Genomic DNA, 20,712 nt, shown 5'->3' with positions numbered 1-20,712 from the left:
CCAATTGGATTTTTAATGATTAACATGATTAATCCAGCACGAAAGGTAGAATTGAAAAATTTTAGAGATGATGTATATGAAAAAAATATTCAGTATGGCCGTACTTGTACTGGTCACGCAGTTGAGTTTCGCTCAATATTTTAAGCTCACAGACAAGGGTTTTGTATCCAATGAGAATCATGATTTTGCGGTTGTAGAAGTGCCCAACGTCAAACAAATGGATGTGTACAAGAACGTACTTAATGCCATTAACTCGCTGTACAGCAATCCTCAAAAAGGTCTCAGTGTCCTGGAAGGTGAAAGCATTACGCTCACGGCATATGAAGAAAAAGCGCTTCCTGTGAGGCATGGCGGTGGGGGGCTCGGTAAATCAAATTATGCATATGACATGTCGTATACCTTGTCCTTTCTTTTTAAAGATGGTAAAATCCGGATGAACAGCCCTACTTTTGAACTGAGAAGATGGTATGAACGTACTTCCAAAAATGGGAGCAATTGGGGTCGTAGTGGTTGGAGAATGCTCAATCTGGTGGAAGATAAGAAGAATAGCACCGCAATATATGACCAAAATGGTAAATTGATTTTAGAGGATGCCGCCAATGGATTGAACACTCATCTGAATGCACTCTTAAAACAGATTGTGGATAAATCGAATACGATCAACAATTGGTAAAAATGATTTTAATGTAGCTGCATAAAGAAATGAAAAGTTTGCAGATAAAATAGTCAGCGAAATGATCCACACAAGTAGCTGTAAGACATTTTGTTTCCCGTCATCGGCCAATGCCTGTTTCAATTCTGCTGCATCCAATTCTGTACAGAAGGCCTGCTCAATGGCAGCAGGCCCACCAGGATTAGACGGCTTTTAAAATAGCTATTCGTCTGGCCGCGATCTTACGTAATACCGTTTCTTTAATTGTGGCCGGTATATTTCAAAAATAAAAACCATTCCAACATTCAAAGCAATGGACCTTCAATGGAAAACCGTTCTTGGTTTAAATTTTAAAGGCTTGTCTTTAAGGTAACAATCTCCGTATTTTACGCATACCAAAAAAATCTTATTTTATAATTTTCCCATCAATCTTAATGCTTTTCCAATTATCATCTAAACCTATTCCTTTGATGTAAGTTACCTGATGTGGTTTACCTTTCAAATTGTCATGATTAACCATATCAAAAGAAAAAGTAATTTTTTCATCGGTTTTTTCAACCACAGTAACTTTATAATCATTTGTGGTCGTGTCATTAAGCGTGTAGAAACTATCACCAACATTGCTGTTGAACTGAGCACGGGTATACTCTTTATCAGTAGCATCTGGCCAAGATTCCTTTAATTTACCGTTTTCATCGATTCGAAGATAAGCTGTTGAAACGGCATCACCACCCACTAAGGAGTAAAACTTATAATACAATTTACCATCTATTCGGATTGTATCTTGTATTTCTGTATAATTTTGAGCGTCAATCTTCCAAAAGTTTCCAATTTGCAGGGGTAAAAAAGAATTTGTCGCGTCACCAGTTGTCTGATCTGACTTACAGGCTACGAAAAAAAAGAGTAGCGGCAAAAAGTGCTGAATTTTTATGTTCATAATTGTTCGGTGTTATAATGGTTTAAAATTATGCTTTGTTTTTTGGTTTTATGATAGTTAGGTAATAGTTAGATGTGATATCACCGCTCACAAAGTTAGAAATTGGCATTGATTATGAGTTGGTTATTTTTAACCATTTTAGGAATGCAGTTGAGGGCGTACATTTGGTAGATGTAAATGGATCCTTTTTCAAAGGGAATTAAATCACAAAACACCTTTTCAGCTCGTAGCTGAAAAGGTGTTTTTATTCAAGAATAGATGTATTATGTGTTGTATTATAGTTGTATAACTCATATCATCTAAAGTAACAGTATGTAGTAGATCCTGATCATCACCCACATTTTCCAATATCTCTTATAGCATTTATGTGAGCTTATAAAATCTAACGTCACCTGCACATTATGCATCGTATACTAAGTTATAAAATGATTGCGCTATTTTCTCAAGCGAATAATGCTCGATTGAATTTTACAACCTCTGGATGGGCAGGATAGGTTGACATTGCTGAAAGCTCGGCTATGGCTTTATCTCTCAGAATGGGCGCATCATCTTTCACGCCATCTGCCAATGCCTGTCTCAGTTCTGCTGCATTCAATTCGGTACAGTATGCCGGAGTTCCGGGCTGGTGCCTCCAGGATTCTGAAAGAGTTCCCGAGTCAACGGTATCATAACCCGCATCATCAACTAATCCGGCTATTACCTTTTTTGCTTCGGCATCATCACCGGCTATAGCCATGGCAATTCGGTCATCAGCACCAGGTTTTTTTCCACCACTGGCAAGTGTTTCCGCCAGTAAGTTATTGAAAGCTTTTATCACAGGTCGTCCCAGCTGTTCAGATACCCAGACACTCTCTACTTGGCCATTTTTGATTTCTTCCATATCCGCATCACGAAACGGATAATAGTTGGAGGTATCGACCACAATGACATTTTGTGGTACCTCCGCGAACAGATCTTTGGGTAATGTGGGTATGGCTATGGTGGGTATCGCTAAAATAATCACATCTACATCCTTCACCACTTCTTTCTGATGAGCAGCTGTTGCACCTAACTCCTGAGCAAGGGCATTCAATTTATCGATGTTGCCGGTGTTATTTACTTTGACTTGGTGTCCTGCAGCAGACATTTTTTTTGCAATTGTTCCGCCTATTGCACCCGTACCTATTATTCCTATTTTCATATGCTGATGATGTTAAAAATTGATGGACTACCATTCAGGCGATCTGCTGTTTACTATTCAAAACTGATTCGTTAGCCTGTATGGTACAGTGCAATTTATACATATATCGCGATCAATTGTATCGTACTTTCCTAAAGGAAACCTGATTTGTGGTTTTAAACTGCCAAAAGCACGATTTACTGATCAAAATAAATTTCACTTTCCTTTAGGTAACTACTATATTTTGGTTAGTAGATTTACTGTAATTTTGTAAGGTGTAAAAAATGGTACGATCGATACTTCGGAAATATCGAGTAGAGATCACTCCTTTAATTTAATCACGAAGGAATATGGGTAATACAAAGAAATTGAAAATGCCCCGATAATCGATGGTCCAGACTGGAATCATATGGATTGATGGGAAATAGGGTAGATGCAGTTATTGGTATTATCGGTTATTTAATAAAATTAAAATTCAACAAGATGAAAAAACAGATCGCTCATTCCATTTTAGAGCTCGCCATCGTCTCCGAAGGCAGCACATTTAGAGAGACTTTACAGCATTCGCTGGAACTGGCTCAAGTGGCAGAAGCAAATCATTATAAACGCTACTGGTTTGCGGAACATCATAATTCGGCTTCGGTCGGAAGCAGTGCAACTTCGCTATTAATTGTCTATGTAGCCGAAAATACCAGTAAAATAAGAGTAGGTTCTGGCGGAATTATGCTATCCAATCATTCTCCTCTAATCATTGCGGAGCAATTTGGAACTCTGGCTCATCTTTATCCAAACCGCATTGATTTAGGTCTGGGAAGAGCTCCAGGTACGGATACGCTGACGGCCCAGGAAATCCGATCGGACTTTATGAAAGCAGCGCACTCTTTTCCTTCTGAAATTGAGAAAATTGAACATTACTTTTCAAAAACGAACAGCAAGGGTAAAGTAAGAGCTCCGATCGCAGAAGATGTCGATGTTCCTATTTACATTTTAGGATCAAGTACAGATAGTGCCCATCTAGCAGCGCGAAAAGGATTGCCTTATGCTTTTGCAAGTCACTTTGCCACCGATCATTTAATGCAGGCATTAACCATCTATCGGGATGAGTTCCAGCCTTCCGAAGTGATGGATAAACCCTACACGATTGCGGGGGTCAATGTGATTATTGCTGAAACTGATGAAGAAGCACAAAGGATGTTTACATCACTGATCAGAATGTTTTTGGGTATTTTGACTGGAAATTCTCAACCGCTGCAACCACCAACAGAAATGACTGAGGAATTGCAAGATATTTTCCATCATCCAAATGTGCATCAGATGCTTAAGTATTCTTTTGTGGGAACCAAAGATGCTGTTAAAAAACAGACAAAAGCATTTCTTGAACAAACACAAGTTGATGAACTGATCGTCGTATCAACGATTTATGATATACAGGATAGAATCAAGTCAACAGAATTGTTTGCTGAAGTAATGAGCGAAATCAATTCGGATGATAGCGCAAACTAAATGAACATGATGCGCACAGCAGTATCGTAAAAAATTAACATAATGGCACAAAAGAAAGTTCACTGCGATTGTTTAGAAACCATAAAACCGGTACGAGATACGTTGGATGTGATCAATGGCAAATGGAAAATACCAATTATCATATCGATTGGTGTTGGTAATGATCGTTTCACAGATATCCAGGAGAGTATTCCGGGAATCTCACCAAAAGTTTTGGCAAAAGAACTTAAGGATCTGGAGCAGCATCAACTGCTCAGGAGAATTATTATAGAGGAATATCCAGTGAAGATCTCCTACCAGCTGGAGGAATATGCAGACACATTGACACCACTGATTTATGCATTAAAAGATTGGGGTATTAATCATAGGAAAAAGGTGACCGAGTCGTTTTCTTAGACTTTTTCCATGTTTTATATAGAGGCTGCGATATGCCGAACCTTCGTTTTGCTGTGATTCGTTTCCACTCGTTGCGTTTGGTTTTTCCGATGAAAGTCATCTGAATACGTTTTTTAAAAAACTTATTCAGATGAGCATGACGGAATTTAAACGGGTAACCGATCTACAGTTTGGCCAAGTACCTGTTTTGATCAGGAACATCTTATACCTCAACTAGCAGATAGGACTGGCCATCTCGCTCTCGTTTTAATACAGGAAGAGCGACATTGTATACGGGAATCTCACTTGTCGTATGACCGCTGAGCGTGCCGCCATGTGCATGTCCATGAAAGGCAATAGCTACCTGCCTTCTGGTCAGGGGTTCTGCCAGATGTGAGGAACCCAGAAAAGGAAACAATTGCTCGGGTTCGCCCACTACGGTATCTTTAATCGGTGCATAATGCAGTAATACCGCTTTGGGTAGATGGGGGTAATCCTGTTCCAGGCGGGTCAGTGCACGGTCAAGTTGCAAAGATTCGTTGACAGCTTCATGAACAAACTCTTTCATCATATCTTCTCCGAAAATAGACAGCATATATTGATCAAATCCTCCTCCAAATCCTTTTACTCCTGCAAAAGCAACATCTGCTAAGACAATGGATTCGCCATCTAAGATCGTCATATGATGATCGGTCAATATTTGCTTAATGATCTTTTGCCTACCTTTTTCGTAATCATGATTGCCCAATACACCCAGCACCGGGATGCGAAGTGCCTTTAACTCTTCACCGAGTACAACCGCTTCTTCTTCATCACCCGTATCGGTCAGATCACCGCATATCGCCAGTACATCGGCTGTTTCATTTAATTCTTCAAAGATATCGCGCAACTTGCCTTTGTCTGAAATCCGAATATGGATATCCGCCATGGCGGCAATTTTTGTTTTTTTTCTTTCTTCCATCAATTATATAGTCGTTATGGTATATGATTTATAATTCCATTCCTTTACATCGACTTCATATTGGGTCTGGTCGATGAGCGGACCTCTACATACTTTTTCGACAGGAGAGGGGAGCTCATATTGCTCTGCAGCTCTTTTCATCAATTCGTCGAACAGCCATTGGGGGATGATCTCCCGATAGTCAGCAGGATACACAAATTGAAATATAAGTAACTGCGCCAGCAGCAGATGCCAATGGGGGTCTAAGCGTTTTAAAAGCAATTCCCAATCCACACTTTTTCCATATTTCAGCAAAATATGGTTGATGTCTGCACTGTCGTGGCGTTCTCGGTTTTGTACATAAATTTTGCACCAAATGAGTTCTTCTACAGGAATAAACTGGACGGGTAGGTCAGCAAAATGACCAGTGGGAGCACGTTCATACCAACTATCATCCACGGTACAGATATTGTTGACCGTATCGAATATAATATCGATAAAATAATCTCCATGAAATACTTTTGCAAGCCACCTCACATCCGTTAACTCTGTCTGATAGCCTTTTTCAGCAAAGTGCTTCAGTATTTTAGGGTATTCACTGCTCTTGCAGAAGATATCCAAATCTTTGGTGTCCCGAAAGATGCCTGTATAGTGGAACATGGCAAATGCTCCGCCCAACATAAATTGACAATCGCATTCTTGCAACAGCAGTATGGCATCCTTATAAAAATCTCCCGATTCTTTTTTTTCTTTATCCGTTGTGAGCATATTCTATCGTTAATACTAAAGTTCGTCTTGGTATAACAATTTCATAGCCGTATTAGTTTGGTATAGAGCTAGCGCTGGCTAGCTGATCGATCAAGCTGCGTTGAGTTCGTTGCGGAAAAAGTGGTTGTCATAGGGCTTTTATTGATGATAGGGGTAATGCCATCGTAAATGGATCGCATTAACAATTCTTTTTAAAAAATAGAGTACTTTTAATATCGTTTAGGAAAAGAGCATGTAGTAAAAAATAAAACACCATTCATATACGACGATGAGCATAGTAAAAATACCGAAAAAATTGCGAGACATTTTGGACACGTTAAGAAGTGGGCAAATTGAAATTGGTCTTCAACAATTAGCGCATATAAAAGGCTTTGAACCGCAGAAAGCTATTGTATATGCTGAGATAAGCTATTTTAATAGTAACGACGAAAATGCGATGGCAAACGATGAAAATGCTTTGCCCTTTGACGAGCAGTGGTATGCGGGAAACATTTTGTGTGAACACTTTTTTGCTTATTCCCATGCAGCGATCAGGGGTGGCCAAATTTCGAGAGCTGCAACGTTTTACGACAATTTCTTGACGGAGAAAGAAAAATTAAATTTACCTGAGCATCGCATCCAATTTTATAGGCATCAAATTAACAATCATTTAGCGAAACTGAATGGAGAAAAAGATTTGATCATAGACAACAAACCGCTGCAACTGGTGAAAGAAGGGAAATCAGTAGATGAATTTAGGGCACAATTAAAGCAGTATCGTCCAAAATTGACATTTGAGAGTGAGCAGGGAGCCGAATATCTGCTCCAATTTATGTTGGAGACCGGAAATACGGAAGAAAGCCTTGCTTATTATGAAAAGTTTGCAGATAAAATAGTCAGTGAAACGATCCATATACAGGCTGCACGGATTTTTCATGTGACAGGACAGATCGATCAAGCTCAACAAGCACTGATGCGGTTTGTAAAAAACTGGTATCCTGTTGAATACATTCAAATCGCTCCGATGATCTTATTCAGTTATGAAGACTTGTACGCGCTGTTGACTACAGCATGGAAGCAGGAAATTTTACATACACCAAAAGGAAAACCATAAAGCTGGATAGGAACTGATGGATACTGCGATAGCGGGATCATCGCCATATGATCAGCCTTTTGTTGGAATTTTCCATCTTTTTCTGTAAAATTTGAAATAAAATGGGGTTTATGTACTGATGTGGAACGATCATTGAGTGAAGAAAAAACAGCAGATTGAAAATTTTAAAAATGATGAATATAAAAAAAGTACTCAGTATGGCCATACTTTTACTGGTCGCCCAGTTGAGTTTTGCTCAGTATTTTAAACTCACGCAAAAGGGTTTTGTATCCAATGACAACAGCGATTTTACCGTGGTGGATGTCCCTAATGTAAAACAAATGGATTTGTATAAAAATGTGCTCAATGCCATTAATACCCTATATAAAAATCCACAAAAAGGACTTAGTGTCGTGGAAGGTGAAAGCATCAGTATAACAGCGTATGAAGAAGAAGTTCTCCCTGTAAAACTTTCTAATGGGCTCGGAAAAACACTTCGTAAATATGATTTATCCTATAAACTCACTTTTCTTTTTAAAGATGGCAAGATTCGGATCAACAGTCCTGATTTTGAAGCTAAAAGATATGTGGAAGGTACTTACCGAGGTGCAAGTGGTTGGAGTGGCGATGAATGGGTAACACTACGAATGACAAAAGTTGGAAAATCAAAATTATATCTTTTTGAAGATAATGGAAAAGTAAGATTTGAAGATGCCTATACGGGTTTAAACAATCATTTTAATTCGCTTATCAAACAGATTATTGATAAATCTGGAACGATCAATAATTGGTAATCAGTTAGATTGAACTTGTCTTTCCCTGTTGCGATATTGAAAAAGGGAAATGATCCGTCTTTCCCCGGCCATTTGATTGCTGGAACAGTCTAGTTATTGGAGACAACAGGAATATCAGTAAAAAAAAAGACCGATCATCAAGAAATGATGATCGGTCTTTTTTTATGTGTACACATCGTAATCTGATACTGCTGTGTGATGTAGATCGTTAGTGATAAATTACTACACTACTGTAGCTTCCATCTCAACTTGAAGGGTTTCAAATAGTTTTGGTACTTCCAGTACGGTACTGGTCTGCTTGATCTTGTGCTGACTGATCCATGCTTGGAAAACATCAAAATTGTTAAATAATGCTTCAGAATCTGTGGTATAAATATTTAACCTAACGATATTCGAGAGATCGAAGTCAGCTTGCTGTATTACTTTTTCAAGATTTTTTAAGGTTATTTCCAATTGGGTGCGCATATTTTCAGCACTGGAGATTCCATGTTCGTCAATTGCGGTCTGTCCTGATACATACAGTGTACTTTCAACATGCTTCACTTCAACAGCCTGTACATAACTTCGAGCATCTTGCCAAGTCCAAGGGTTAATGATCTTTTTTTCCATTTTATTGTTTTATTAAAGTATGGTACAAAGATCATGATGTACATGTAAAAGACGGTGTGACAAATATCACTTTTTCAAAAGCATTATAAAATACGGCTTAATGTTTCCCTGGATACACCTAGGTAGGATGCCAGCATGGACTTTGGGATACGTTGAACCAGTGCGGGATGGTTGGTGATCATGTGCTCATATCTTTGCTTCGCACTAGAAGTCAGGAATGATAAAATACGTTGTTGCGAACCTATATGTCCTGCAATAGATTTTTTAAGAAAAAAATGTTCCATTTTTTGAATGGTAGCACATAGCTTCTCAAAATGATCTAAGGTGAGGCACAGCATTTTGGTGTTTTCAATACATTTTAACGCGAATGTGGATCTGCTCTTGGAATAAAAGGCAACGAAATCAGTTTCCCACCAGTCCTCCATGGCAAAAGAAATGAGATGTTGCTTGGCATCCCGATCGGTGTAGCTCAGCACGACTAAACCTGATAGTACGAAATAGACATGCTTAACGGGTTGACCTTCTTCAAAGATCAGCTCATTTTTCTTGAATTCTTGAAAGGTGAAATGTTCATATATCCACGAAAACTCATCATCAGAAAGGCTGATCATTTTTTCAATATGCGTTCTCAATTTATCTTTTATATCATTCATTTAAGTGGCTAAAATTTAAAGTCAGTTGCAAGTTATGCATCGTATGCCAAGTTATAAAATGATGGCGCTGTTTTTACGGGAATTTTTCTAAATCGCTGCTCGATCTGTAGACATGTGATGCAGAAAAAGGTAACTCCCTGTAAACAAGAAAAAGCTAATCCTTCGATTAGCTTTTTCTTTTGAAATCCTGCTGCTAGGAGTACATCAATTCCAGATCGGGTGGATCGAGTGCAGTTCCATAACAATTGTGAAGCACTGTTTACCATTGGTGATTTAGTCCAGACTTGTTTCTGGCGCTTTACCAATAAGTTCCATAAACTGATCTAACTTAGGCGTAATGATGATCTGAGTCCTTCTATTTTTTGCTTTTCCAGCTTCGTTATCATTTGGAGCGACTGTATTATATTCACCTCGTCCTGCTGCGGTTAAACGTTTTGGATCAACTCCGTAGGTGTTTTGCAAAGCCATCACCACTGAAGAAGCTCTCAACGTACTTAAATCCCAGTTATTGCGGATGTTAGGCATGCTGATCGGCACATTATCTGTGTTACCTTCTATGAGTACATCGTAACTGTTATAATCGGTGATAATCTTAGCAATCTTGGCTAATGTTTCACCAGCTTTGTCTGAGATCTCATAGCTTCCGGATTTATAGAGCATATTATCAGCAAGTGATATATAGACGACTCCTTTTAATACTTGAATATCCACATCTCTGATCTCTTCTCTGCTTAGGGAACGGGTCAGGTTGTTGGTCAAAACTAAATTAAGGGAATCACTTTTGTTTTTACTATTGACAAGCTGTTGAATGTATTTGTTGGACGAATTGATTTCATCCACAAGCTTTGAAATATTCACATTTCCTTGATTGCTGGAATTGAGACAGTTGTTTAACGCCGTTTGTAAAGCGGCAACATTTGCTTTTTCAGAAGCAATTTGTTCATCCAGACTCTTAATTCTGATTTTAGAGCCATTTAAATCACTCTCAGTTGTCTGTAAGCGACTATTGAGGTCTTGATTACTTTGTTGTAGTTGCGTGTAACTTGCCTGTAGTGCAGCAAATTTTTTATTACTCGTACAACTTGATCCTAAAGTGGCTAACGCTAGGACAGCGTAAATAAATAATGGATGTTTCATAGATATAAAATTACAAGTTAATTCTCGATACACAGCTATAAGAAGTAAAAAAAGCAGCTTCTTTTTCTATCTTACCGATGGCCAGACCGTATGCAAAACACCAAACTGTTAGCCGTCCAGACGCACAATCTGATGTTTATACATCATATCATGATAAACGAAGAAAACTGTTTGTTATTTTAAAAAAAACAAAGGTTTTCCGTAAAAGTTTTATCCGAAGACTTCTTTGCTCTTCAAATGCGGACATCAGGAATAAAAATATAGATCAACCTAGGAGCTTATGATCAAAATATCTGGACTGAAAATATATCATCAACGCTATTTAACCTATGTATTTATGCTATGGTTAATGGTCAATCATAGCAAAAACTAAGGCTTTTTACCGATGAATATAGGCTGATAATAACCAGACTGTTGAGGCATTAGCCAGCGTATTTGTACAAAGCCTGCAGTGTCAAAGATGTTCGTTAAATCAGTTCTCCGATATGCCCGATACTTGGTTTTGCGAAGATTCGTTTCAAATTGATCGTCTGTGCCTTTTAATGTAAAATGGTTGACGATATAAACATCTTGTTTTATCCAGTCCCATACCTGAAATGAAATGGTTCTATTTCCTTCTTCGTTTTTTACGGTAGGCGCTGTGCTTACTGGTTTATTTTCAAGGATTTTATCATAATCTCGTATACTGCCTATAAAAAGACTGCCTGATTTCATTTTTGTTAATATGCTTTTAGCCGCTAACAACATGTCGCTTTCATCCAACAAATGGGGCAGGGCATTGTCGCAAGCTATGACAACATCAAATAGACCAGATACATATTGCTCCAATGATCTAAAATCTGCTACAGCAAAAGTAATGGGCAGTCCTCTTTGGTCTGATTCTAATTTTGCTCGATCAACGGCTTTTGGACTCAGATCTGTGCCCCATACTTGATAGCCAAGAGCAGCAAGTCCTATTGCTTGTGTGCCAATACCGCAGGCGCAGTCCAGGATAGTTGACGCGTCTGCTGCGGCAGACGTCTTGATGATCTGTTGGAGCGTTGACGCCTGTTTGCTCATGGCCTCGTTCCAGTTATCAAAAATTAAATGATAATCGTCTGCTAATTCATCATAGAATTGTATGTTGAGATCTTTTTCCATCTGCGACTACGTGTTGTTTATTTTAAATGTAGCATATTAGTTTCAATATTAGGCGTCGATCTGGAGTTTTAATCTAAGCGAACTATAAATTTAATTCGTTGCTATTTAATTTTGTTCGTAAATTTGTGGTAGCCAGTTATTCAAGAATTATCTATTGCCCATATTACTGATTTAATACCATGATGTTAAGAGAAGCTAGAGTGGGCGATATCCCACAAATTCAAATCGTAAGAAATGCGGTGAAGGAAAACGCTCTGTCCAATCCGGATCTGGTCACTGATCAGGACTGCGCAGATTTTATAACCCAAAGAGGAAAGGGCTGGATCTGTGAAATGGAGCACCAGGTTGTTGGTTTTTCTATTGTTGATCTGGTAGACCATAATATATGGGCTTTATTTGTACATCCTGACTTTGATAAACGTGGCATCGGAAAACAACTGCATGATATCATGCTCGACTGGTATTTTAATCAAACACAACAATCGGTCTGGTTGGGGACTGCCCCAGGTACAAGGGCAGAAGCATTTTACAGAAGAGCGGGATGGAAAGAGATTGGCCTACACGGTAAAGGGGAGATCAAGTTTGAAATGACCTTCGAAAAATGGAAACCATTGCCTTGATCTAAGCTTTAGCTCATGGGAATAGGGTATGCCTGATCGTAAAGAAATGAATCATCAAACTGTTATCTACGGAGCAGTTCGGTCAGATAGATACCACGAAATAAAAACGTCATAGCAAAACATGGATCAATAAGGATTTGCGTCAGGCGAACGAAAAGTTCAATTGAAATATCGTTTTTCAATTGAACATGATCCATATCTGCAGCTTTTGTTTTCGATCAGCTGCCCAGACGCAAATCCAAATATTGGCACTTATTACAGTAACCACATGAGAGGTATTGATTTATGTTTCTAAAGAATAGGTTTGATTGCTTATTTGCCTTCCATAGAGGTCAAATCTCTCCACGAATAACTTTTATGCACTATTTTCCACGCACCGCCATACTTGAGGAGTAAAAAATAATCGGTGAAAAGACGCACATTTGGAATTAGAATCTCCGCCTTTGCAATGGCGGCATCTTTTGCTATGTCAATGGAGATGATTTTCCCGATTCTGTTTGTTTTTTCACCTACCTGTACATTCGCGATATACTGTTCACCTGAGCGTATCCACAAGGAATCTGTTGCTACGGTATACAAATTGAAACTGGGATGAAAGGCTTTTTGAAGCCTTTCTGGTTGTCCATTTGCCGTCCCTTCTATGTAATGAAGCAGTGTTTCGGTCACTTGCTCTGAATCGGTTTTAACACTTCCATTGGGATTTTTAAAATGATGCTTTAACATTTTCACCACTTCACCTGCCACTTGGGGCGCGGAACTTGGATCTTGACCCGTTACAAATCTACCGTCGACTAGATGAAAACCATCTCCAGCTTTTTCAGAGTAAACAAAATTGCCTTCATTTTTTTGAATGGCCTGATCTATGGAAAACGGAAATGCTTTGTAATAATCCATCTCGGTGTTTTCAAATTTGTCTGGGTAACCGGTGATTCTTTTTCCTGCATATAAAGATTTTCCATTTTCGTCTTTTAAATAGGCAATACCAGCTGTTCCGTGACAGATGGTGGAAATTACACCATTTCTATGGTAAATGTTTCTGGCTATTTTTTGAATAGTCGTATCTTCCGCAACTCCAAACATGGCAGCGCCACCGCCACTGTAAAAAATGGCGACATAATTTTCGGCTATTATTTCGGTTGGTTTCAAGGTATGCTCTAATTTATCCATAAACCAGGCGTCATAGAGATATTTCTTTTGCAGACTATCGGAAGTATTGAGGTAACCAATCGGGATTGCACCACCTTTGGGACTGATGAAATCAACTTGGTAACCAGCTTGTATAAAGACTTCATAAGGTTCAATAATTTCCCCGAAATGGTTGGACGCACTGATTGTGGTGCTTCCATAAAAATCCTGATTGGAAGTAACAAACAAGATTTTGCTTTGCGCATAAATGCTTGTGCTCCAAGCTATAAAAGCAAGGAGCACTAAGAATAGTTTATTCATCGTATCAAGATGTTTATGTGGATGGATTTGCCGGGATTTCTACTGTTCTGTGCGGACTTCTGGTCGAAATTTTATCGACAATAAACCAACCTTCGCTCGTTTTCATCAAATTAAAATAATCGGTAAACAGCAATTTTGCCGTGCTGATCTCTACTTTTGCGACGGCAACAGTATGGGTAATATCAATAAAAACAATACGCCCGGACCATTTTGGGGATTTTGCGTGCGGAGCTATATCGAATCGTTCCATATATTTTGGTTTCTTGATGATATTTATTTTGTCATCCTCAAGATATTTTAGTTGCCAGGAATCATGAAAGGATTGTGATACTTTAACGGAATCGCTCGTGCCAATTCCGTCCATGTAGAGATGGAGGGTTTTCTGAACCAGATGCCAGTCGTTTGTGCCCTCATCAGTTTGGGCATTTGCACTAAGAAACAACAAATTTAGCCCGATAAATAAAAGTACTTTTCTCATTTTTTTAATGATTTAGATGTGTTAAATTAATGAGTACAAATATCTGATAAAGGCTTTTGATAGGGGTTTTGGTTTATAAATGGGAAGTTTGAATCTATAAAATAGAACTTATTTGGAGTTCAATTTTTGATATTCTGCGGGTGTAAAACCTGTGATTTTTTTAAATGCGGTAAAGAAGGTTGACTTTGAAGTAAAGCCACTGTCATAACCTAAACTTTCGATCGTGTAGTTGCTTTGCGTTTCTAATAATTGTTTTGCTTTTTCAATGCGATATTCTTTGATGAGACTGGAAAAGGATTTTCCCAACTTTTCATTGATATATTGGGACAATAAATGCTTGGTTACTTTCAATTCTTTTGCGGCGATCTCCAGGGTAAAATTGGGGTCAAGGAACAATTCCTGCTCCACCATCAGCACAAGTTTTTGGCGGATTAAATCCAATGTTTCTGGATCAATGTCTTTGTTTTTGTATTTTTCCTTTTCCTGAAAAAAAGTTGTTTCCCGGCTATTTCTAAAGATGACCAGTAATAGAATTAAGTAGAAGACAAAAGAGAACGACAAGGAGCCCACGATATAAGAGGCGTAGGTTCCAAATTTGTAAGCAAACCAAATGATGGCAACACCTGCATAAATACTGAGCAACCAAACATCGAGATCCTTTAATTTTTCTTTTGCCTTTATTTTTATTAAAATCGGTCTGAGGTAATTAAAAGATACTATCATATAAACCAGCCATTGCAGGTAAATACCCAGGACGATCCAATTGCTCCAGACCTGGCGGTGTTCGGTATAAGGGTAGGCCATTCCTAAAATTGTAATCCCGATGACGAAAGGTAGGGTATGAATAGCCCAATTGGACTTTTTGTTGTCGGAAAAAGATTGGAGATACAAAAACAGAAACGGACCAATCAAAATGCAGGCGGAAAGTCCAATTTGAATAAAAATATTGGACAATTGTGGATTAAAATAGAAAAAAACTGACTTAATAATTCTGATGCTTAAAACCAGCAATAAAAAGGCTAAAAAATAGTTGGCAAAAGCTTTTTTCTTCGTATGGATAGCAAAATAGAAGGAAAGTAGTAGACCATTGAAAGCACCTAATGCACTGAAAAAGAAAAGTAACTGATTGGGTTCTGTCATTGATTGAAGTAAAAAATGTTTCAGCTAAAATAGTGAAATTTTAGCTGATAGTTTTTATAAATTATCGTGTTTTTTTCGTTACAATTATATTCTTTCTAGCGTTTTTGGTTAGCATTATACCAAACTGGACTGCACCTTTTAGGAGTTCATGTTAAAGGTTAAATGCTGCCATCGGTATATTACTGTAGTCAGATATAAATTTACCATTGGAATAGAGTACTTTTAGTAAGATTTTGTTTTTTGATAAATTGTTGGAATGATTCAGCCGAGAAGGGTTTTTGAGATCTTTGTCCAGCTTCTCCAATGATGAAAAGGAGTTCGCTCATATTTGGTTATTACTAACCATTTAATGAATGCATGCTAGGATGTACATTTGCTACTAGTAAATGAGTCCTGTTTTATAATGAATACAAAATGAAAGTCTATCTAATAACTGCTTTATTAATAGGGATCTGTTTTCTTAATTCCTGTATGCCGACAAAACGGGTCGCAGACCATTCGTTCATTCAGTCTGATGAGAAAATACTGATTCGCCCAGATTTTGGGAAATATTTTTCCAATTGTCAGGTGGAAGGATCAACAGTGATCTATGACAATACGAATAAAACATGGGTATGCAGCGTTATGGAGGATGCAAAAACTGAAAATCTCCCGGCATCGACTTTTAAAATAGTTAATCTGCTTATTGCATTGGAAACAAAGGTAATAAAAGATAAAAATGACATTGTTAAATGGCCCGGCCAGACGGATACAGTAAAATATGGATACCGTCCGGATATCTATCACGATATGACCGTAAAAGAGGCTTTTAAGGTATCAGCAGGGTGGGTGTTTGTTGAGTTAGCAAAAAAGATAGGTAAGGAGAAATATAAACAATACTTGAGTTTATCCAAGTATGGAAATTTAAACTTATCGCATGCGGATGATGATTTTTGGAATTTTGGTGCATTTAAAATTTCCCCCATCAATCAGGTTGACTTTCTGAGGAGACTTTATAACGAGGAACTCCCTTTTTCAAAAGAAAACCAACAAATTGTAAAAAATGTGATGGTTACGGAGCAGACAGACAGCTACATTATCCATTCAAAAACCGGTTGGACCAAGGAAAATGATATCAATACAGGATGGTGGGTCGGTTATATTGAGCGTAATAATAAGGCTTATTTTTTTTGTACCCGAATTTTGCAGGACAGGAAATTGAATTTGTCAAATTTTGGAAATTGCAGAAAGGATATTACAAGGGCTATTTTCAAGGAACTAAAAATCATGGATTAAAATTCTGTTAATGATTTTAAAAACCAGCGGACTTCGTATAAAACCGCTGGTTTTTTCATATAACATTTGTTGTCACCAACTATTTAACCATGTAGGCTTGGTGATGCTGCCCTTTCCAATTGACTTTCTTCCTCGTTTTCTGAAAGATCTTTAGGAAAGGTCACAAAACTCAGCAAAAACGTTATGGTCAAGAGCAGGATACTGACCCATAACACATTGTGAACGCCGTAATAAACACTGACGAGTCCTCCCAGAAAAGCTCCCAAGGATATGCCAATATTAAAGGAAGAAGTCAGTAGGCTATTGACAAATTCTAAAGCGTGATGGGGGACAGATTGTGTGGTGCGGATATTTGATGCTAGAAATCCTCCTGTATGGATCATTCCCCATAGCGATACGATGATCACCATCGGAATGTAATGTCCTCCAAAATAATAAGCGAGGATCTGCACGGTCACTAAGAGTATTAAAAATAGTCTTGCCGTCAACAGTACATTGCGGTTCAAGGCCAATCCCATCAGCCAATTGCCTAAAGTGCCCATTCCACCGAATAGGAGCAGCATGATACTGATCTGTGCACCATCCATCTTGGTGATCTGTTCCAGGTACGTGGTCAGGTAGGTATAGCTGGCAAACATGGCTGCTAAGGTAGCGATGGTCGAAATTAAATTGAGCCATAAAAGTGGACTTTTTAACACCGCTACCTGGTTTTTCGTGGAAATGGATGGATCTGCCGGAAGAGAGGGTATAAAGAGCAAGAGACCAATAAAAGCAATCAAACTAATGGCGCTACTCAGGAAAAAGGAAGCTTGCCAATTATCGAACAGGTCTACGGCATAGGTGGTGAGGGGAATACCGAGCACCGTTGCCAAACTTAATCCCAACATGACGGTAGATACCCCCTTGGCACCTTTTTCCTTGAAGGCAATGGCGATGGCGATATTCCAAAATAGGGGATGCAAGATCGCAGGCAAGATCCGGGCAACCATAAGCATATTGAAATTGGTGGAAAATGCCGAAATTATGTTGGAGAGAACAAAGATACTCATGACCAGACAAAGTAGGAGTTTTCGGTTGATTTTGGTCGTAAAGGATGTGATAAAAGGGGACGATACGGCAACTGTGATCGCAAAGGCACTCAGGAGCCAACCTGCCGTATCGATGGATACGTCAAATTGTCGACTGATAGTCGGCAGGATGCCGACGATTCCAAATTCAGTGGTTATGATGCCAAAAGCTCCCAGTGCTAAGACGTAAATGGATGTTTTCATGAATACTTAAAATTAATATGTAGCAAATTTGAACAGAAAAATCTTAAATAATCAGTATATATTAATGATAAATAGGTATTTTTACCCTATGAAACGAGAGAATATCGATCAATTGGTAAAAGTAGAATACCTGCAGTCAGTCAGCTGTCCACTTCAAGATAGCCAGTTCTCCTTTTTCCAAATCGTGTATGTCCTATCGGGAAAAGGATTTCTGAAGATCAACAACAATATGGCTTCATACAGTGAAGGCAGTCTGATCCTGCTGACACCAAATGATCAGCACTACTTGGAAATTCAGGAAAATACAGATCTTTTGCTGGTGAAGTTTAGTGAACGCTATGTGAAAAACTACAAGTGGAACAGTATCAATTCGATGCAATGTCTGCTGTATGGTGCTTCCTTTTTGTCCGGCTGTATTTTGCAAAATAAGCCTGACATTGTTTTGGTTAAATCGATTGTTGATTCCCTGCTCCATGGTATCCATCATCCGGATCTTTATCAAGATGAGCTCACTTTAACGTATGTCAATGCACTGATTGTCATCGCTGCAAGGAATATTTCCAAGATGAGAGCGGAGCATATCACGTCCAATACGGATAAAAGAGTCATCGATATCATCGATTATATTCAAGGAAACATCCATGACCCAGCATTACTAAAAGTCTCTTCGATCGCTAAGAAATTTGGCTTTTCAGAAACGTATCTCGGGAGTTACTTTAAAAAGCAGTCTGGAGAAACGATCCAGCAATATATCTTGAATTATAAGATGAGATTGATTGAACATCGGCTTTTATTCAGTGATATGCGGGTCAATGAAATCGTAACGGAATTTGGTTTTTCAGATGAAAGCCATTTGAATAAGTTTTTTAAAAAACGGCACCATATGAGCTTGACGGAATATAAAAAGGGGAAAGAACCTCAAGTAGTGGCTTAATGTAGACTCGAGAGGCACAAATACATAAGAAGAGCTAAGTCCTGATTTTAGCGCAGTATTGATTTTAAAGAAATTCCAACCATAATTTTGAACAAATATAGCTGTAGATTATTGATTTTTTAATTATTTATACAGAACTTTAATGCTAAACGTTAATGTCATCAATATGATAAAAATAAGTAGCAATTTTTACAGTCGAATTGGTTTTTAAAAAAATACCAAAACTCTTTTGTAAATGATGATATAGATTAAAACTAAACCGAGCAACTGATTGTTAACTCTTTAAGGAATTTCGAATGGAAATTTGCAGACCAAGATGCAATGATCTAAATGTTGGCGGTGATTTTTGACGAAGTACGATGAAAGAAAAATTGAATCAGATCATTTCAGAAGTAGTAAAACCAGTACTCAAACAACATGGCTTTGGCAAAAAGGGCATGAACTTTTATAAAAGAATCGGTGATTTAATTTTCCTGGTAAACATTCAAAAGAGTCATGGAAATACGGCTGAACAGACTAAATTTTATATAAATTGTGGAATCCATTCTACGGATATGGATCGAGTAATCGGTCGTTCGGTACGGGTAGAGCCAAAAGAATATGAATGCTATTACAAGGATAGAATTTCTTCGATTGTCCATGCAGTCAATGACGGTTACTTGATCAGCAGTGATACGGACTTGCAAGCTTTAAATTTGACCATCAGCACGGATTTGACAGCGGTGATTTCTCTGTTTGATACCATCAGAAAGACAAGCGATTTGACCGACTTGATGGTGGATAAAAGTGGCTTGAATCATTATCAGGAACTCGTTGAGTATTTTCTCTTAACCAATAATCAAGCCGATACAAAACGCTTCGTGAAAAATTTGCATGGAACTTTTGGGCAGGAAAAAAGATGGCAAATTTTTGAAGATAATCTGTCGGCGTTATTAATAAAAAATCAGCGAAAAGAAACTATTCAAGACCTAATAGATGAAGGATAATACGAACTTTTAGCTAAGAATTGACTAAAACAAACTGGAACTGAATTTAAAGATTAAATAGACATGAATAAATTTTTTATCGTATTGCCGTTTTTATCTTTTATTTTTTTGGGTTTTCACCATCAAGATCAGGGTGAATCCAAAAACGCAACAGCAATCAGCCCATTAGCAATCAGGCTAAGCGAAACGGAAATTTTTCCATTTTCAGCAACTGAAATGGATAGCACAAAGGGAGCACAGGAAGACCGTTTGGATAGGGTGTTTGTGGGAAAAACAACGCAAGAATTAAACCAATATAACTTGCACACATGCTTAGGATCGATGCTTGAAGATCAGTCTGGAAATGATAAGTATGCAATGGCCATATTTTCTTTAAACCGGGACAACTGCCAACATGGTAAAAATAAAATTGTGCTGGAGAAGTTCCTGCACTATTATGAGCAGGGTAAAGCAAACTTTGTTATACGCGACGAGCTCATCGTGATCAGTGATTATCCCAAAAGGTGCTATTCCAATGTTCGGCTAAAATTAGATCATCAAAAGCAGGAAAGAAATTATTTAATTGAATATGAAGATAATGCTAAACCAATGTTAGAAAAAATCCATAAATTATGGGAGATCGATCTAGAGAAAGAAAAATTTAAGGAAATAGCGTTGCCTAAAAATCTGCAGTGTTATAATCCGGACTATGCAGAGGGAATATAAAACCAAGATCCAATAGGATTTTTGCCCGTGAGGTTGAATATCCAAGTTAAATGCTGGTTTTCAATTGAATGTGATTGATCCATGTATCATCACTTTAATAGACCTGTAGTATCAATCT

At 38.1% G+C, this 20,712-nt stretch carries 23 protein-coding genes; 10 read left to right on the top strand and 13 right to left on the bottom strand.

What is annotated here, in order from left to right:
• Positions 1-76 precede the first annotated feature (76 nt).
• Positions 77-673, top strand: coding sequence for a hypothetical protein (locus C8N37_RS14915; protein WP_108159633.1), 597 nt, complete (start codon positions 77-79; stop codon positions 671-673).
• A gap of 385 nt (positions 674-1,058) precedes the next feature.
• Here the strand turns inward: C8N37_RS14915 and C8N37_RS14910 are convergent, their stop codons facing one another.
• Together C8N37_RS14910 and C8N37_RS14905 are read right to left on the bottom strand one after the other, a co-directional pair.
• Positions 1,059-1,589 (bottom strand): hypothetical protein, encoded by a 531-nt coding sequence (locus tag C8N37_RS14910; protein ID WP_094772049.1) that lies wholly within the window; start codon positions 1,587-1,589, stop codon positions 1,059-1,061.
• A gap of 442 nt (positions 1,590-2,031) precedes the next feature.
• Complete coding sequence (locus C8N37_RS14905) at positions 2,032-2,769, bottom strand: NADPH-dependent F420 reductase (RefSeq protein ID WP_108159632.1); 738 nt, start codon at positions 2,767-2,769, stop codon at positions 2,032-2,034.
• 462 nt (positions 2,770-3,231) lie between these two features.
• Between C8N37_RS14905 and C8N37_RS14900 the strand changes: the two genes are divergently transcribed.
• Positions 3,232-4,251: an LLM class flavin-dependent oxidoreductase gene (locus C8N37_RS14900; RefSeq protein WP_108159908.1), complete on the top strand. Its 1,020-nt coding sequence runs from the start codon at positions 3,232-3,234 to the stop codon at positions 4,249-4,251.
• Positions 4,252-4,293: 42 nt separating this feature from the next.
• Positions 4,294-4,647 carry a winged helix-turn-helix transcriptional regulator gene (locus C8N37_RS14895; RefSeq protein WP_108159631.1) on the top strand — a complete coding sequence of 118 codons (354 nt, stop codon included), beginning with the start codon at positions 4,294-4,296 and terminating at the stop codon, positions 4,645-4,647.
• Positions 4,648-4,849: 202 nt separating this feature from the next.
• Here the strand turns inward: C8N37_RS14895 and C8N37_RS14890 are convergent, their stop codons facing one another.
• Entirely contained in the window at positions 4,850-5,554 is a 705-nt protein-coding gene (locus C8N37_RS14890; protein WP_244914439.1) for a metallophosphoesterase family protein, read from the bottom strand.
• 36 nt (positions 5,555-5,590) lie between these two features.
• The gene (locus tag C8N37_RS14885; protein WP_108159630.1) at positions 5,591-6,334 is read right to left on the bottom strand and encodes a nucleotidyltransferase; all 744 of its coding nucleotides are present in this window, start codon (positions 6,332-6,334) and stop codon (positions 5,591-5,593) included.
• 268 nt (positions 6,335-6,602) lie between these two features.
• Here C8N37_RS14885 and C8N37_RS14880 point away from each other — a divergent pair, with 268 nt between their 5' ends.
• Together C8N37_RS14880 and C8N37_RS14875 are read left to right on the top strand one after the other, a co-directional pair.
• Positions 6,603-7,427: a hypothetical protein gene (locus C8N37_RS14880; protein WP_108159629.1), complete on the top strand. Its 825-nt coding sequence runs from the start codon at positions 6,603-6,605 to the stop codon at positions 7,425-7,427.
• Positions 7,428-7,597: 170 nt separating this feature from the next.
• Positions 7,598-8,200 carry a DUF4468 domain-containing protein gene (locus C8N37_RS14875; RefSeq protein WP_084405455.1) on the top strand — a complete coding sequence of 201 codons (603 nt, stop codon included), beginning with the start codon at positions 7,598-7,600 and terminating at the stop codon, positions 8,198-8,200.
• A 222-nt stretch (positions 8,201-8,422) separates the two neighbouring features.
• On the opposite strand, the gene C8N37_RS14870 is transcribed toward C8N37_RS14875, so the two are convergent.
• The 5 genes from C8N37_RS14870 to C8N37_RS14855 all read right to left on the bottom strand — a co-directional run bounded on the left by C8N37_RS14870 (position 8,423) and on the right by C8N37_RS14855 (position 11,739).
• Positions 8,423-8,809, bottom strand: a complete 387-nt coding sequence (locus C8N37_RS14870) for a RidA family protein (RefSeq protein WP_108159628.1) — start codon at positions 8,807-8,809, stop codon at positions 8,423-8,425.
• 83 nt (positions 8,810-8,892) lie between these two features.
• Positions 8,893-9,462, bottom strand: a complete 570-nt coding sequence (locus tag C8N37_RS14865; RefSeq protein ID WP_244914438.1) for a Crp/Fnr family transcriptional regulator — start codon at positions 9,460-9,462, stop codon at positions 8,893-8,895.
• Between the two features lie 32 nt (positions 9,463-9,494).
• The gene (locus C8N37_RS22670; RefSeq protein ID WP_146171080.1) at positions 9,495-9,728 is read right to left on the bottom strand and encodes a hypothetical protein; all 234 of its coding nucleotides are present in this window, start codon (positions 9,726-9,728) and stop codon (positions 9,495-9,497) included.
• Positions 9,729-9,735: 7 nt separating this feature from the next.
• Positions 9,736-10,599: an OmpA family protein gene (locus tag C8N37_RS14860; protein WP_045756254.1), complete on the bottom strand. Its 864-nt coding sequence runs from the start codon at positions 10,597-10,599 to the stop codon at positions 9,736-9,738.
• A gap of 369 nt (positions 10,600-10,968) precedes the next feature.
• Positions 10,969-11,739 (bottom strand): class I SAM-dependent DNA methyltransferase, encoded by a 771-nt coding sequence (locus C8N37_RS14855; protein ID WP_108159627.1) that lies wholly within the window; start codon positions 11,737-11,739, stop codon positions 10,969-10,971.
• Between the two features lie 179 nt (positions 11,740-11,918).
• Between C8N37_RS14855 and C8N37_RS14850 the strand changes: the two genes are divergently transcribed.
• Positions 11,919-12,359 carry a GNAT family N-acetyltransferase gene (locus C8N37_RS14850; protein ID WP_108159626.1) on the top strand — a complete coding sequence of 147 codons (441 nt, stop codon included), beginning with the start codon at positions 11,919-11,921 and terminating at the stop codon, positions 12,357-12,359.
• 312 nt (positions 12,360-12,671) lie between these two features.
• Here C8N37_RS14850 and C8N37_RS14845 read toward each other — a convergent pair whose 3' ends face one another.
• The 3 genes from C8N37_RS14845 to C8N37_RS14835 all read right to left on the bottom strand — a co-directional run bounded on the left by C8N37_RS14845 (position 12,672) and on the right by C8N37_RS14835 (position 15,423).
• Complete coding sequence (locus C8N37_RS14845) at positions 12,672-13,805, bottom strand: nuclear transport factor 2 family protein (protein ID WP_108159625.1); 1,134 nt, start codon at positions 13,803-13,805, stop codon at positions 12,672-12,674.
• Positions 13,806-13,818: 13 nt separating this feature from the next.
• Positions 13,819-14,283 (bottom strand): nuclear transport factor 2 family protein, encoded by a 465-nt coding sequence (locus tag C8N37_RS14840; RefSeq protein ID WP_108159624.1) that lies wholly within the window; start codon positions 14,281-14,283, stop codon positions 13,819-13,821.
• A gap of 108 nt (positions 14,284-14,391) precedes the next feature.
• Positions 14,392-15,423 carry a helix-turn-helix domain-containing protein gene (locus C8N37_RS14835; RefSeq protein WP_108159623.1) on the bottom strand — a complete coding sequence of 344 codons (1,032 nt, stop codon included), beginning with the start codon at positions 15,421-15,423 and terminating at the stop codon, positions 14,392-14,394.
• Positions 15,424-15,837: 414 nt separating this feature from the next.
• Between C8N37_RS14835 and C8N37_RS14830 the strand changes: the two genes are divergently transcribed.
• A complete protein-coding gene (locus C8N37_RS14830; RefSeq protein ID WP_108159622.1) occupies positions 15,838-16,698 on the top strand; it encodes a penicillin-binding transpeptidase domain-containing protein in 861 nt (286 codons plus the stop codon).
• An 83-nt stretch (positions 16,699-16,781) separates the two neighbouring features.
• Here the strand turns inward: C8N37_RS14830 and C8N37_RS14825 are convergent, their stop codons facing one another.
• On the bottom strand, positions 16,782-17,969 hold the full coding sequence (locus C8N37_RS14825; RefSeq protein WP_108159621.1) for an MFS transporter: 1,188 nt from the start codon (positions 17,967-17,969) through the stop codon (positions 16,782-16,784).
• 88 nt (positions 17,970-18,057) lie between these two features.
• Between C8N37_RS14825 and C8N37_RS14820 the strand changes: the two genes are divergently transcribed.
• The 3 genes from C8N37_RS14820 (at position 18,058) to C8N37_RS14810 (ending at position 20,594) form a co-directional block, all read left to right on the top strand.
• Positions 18,058-18,903: an AraC family transcriptional regulator gene (locus tag C8N37_RS14820; RefSeq protein WP_108159620.1), complete on the top strand. Its 846-nt coding sequence runs from the start codon at positions 18,058-18,060 to the stop codon at positions 18,901-18,903.
• Positions 18,904-19,262: 359 nt separating this feature from the next.
• Positions 19,263-19,889: a DUF4304 domain-containing protein gene (locus C8N37_RS14815; RefSeq protein WP_108159619.1), complete on the top strand. Its 627-nt coding sequence runs from the start codon at positions 19,263-19,265 to the stop codon at positions 19,887-19,889.
• 63 nt (positions 19,890-19,952) lie between these two features.
• The gene (locus C8N37_RS14810) at positions 19,953-20,594 is read left to right on the top strand and encodes a hypothetical protein (RefSeq protein ID WP_108159618.1); all 642 of its coding nucleotides are present in this window, start codon (positions 19,953-19,955) and stop codon (positions 20,592-20,594) included.
• Positions 20,595-20,712: the final 118 nt, after the last annotated feature.

Source organism: Sphingobacterium faecium, assembly GCF_003054045.1.
GTDB lineage: Bacteria > Bacteroidota > Bacteroidia > Sphingobacteriales > Sphingobacteriaceae > Sphingobacterium > Sphingobacterium faecium.
This window is presented reverse-complemented; position numbering and strand designations above follow the sequence as displayed.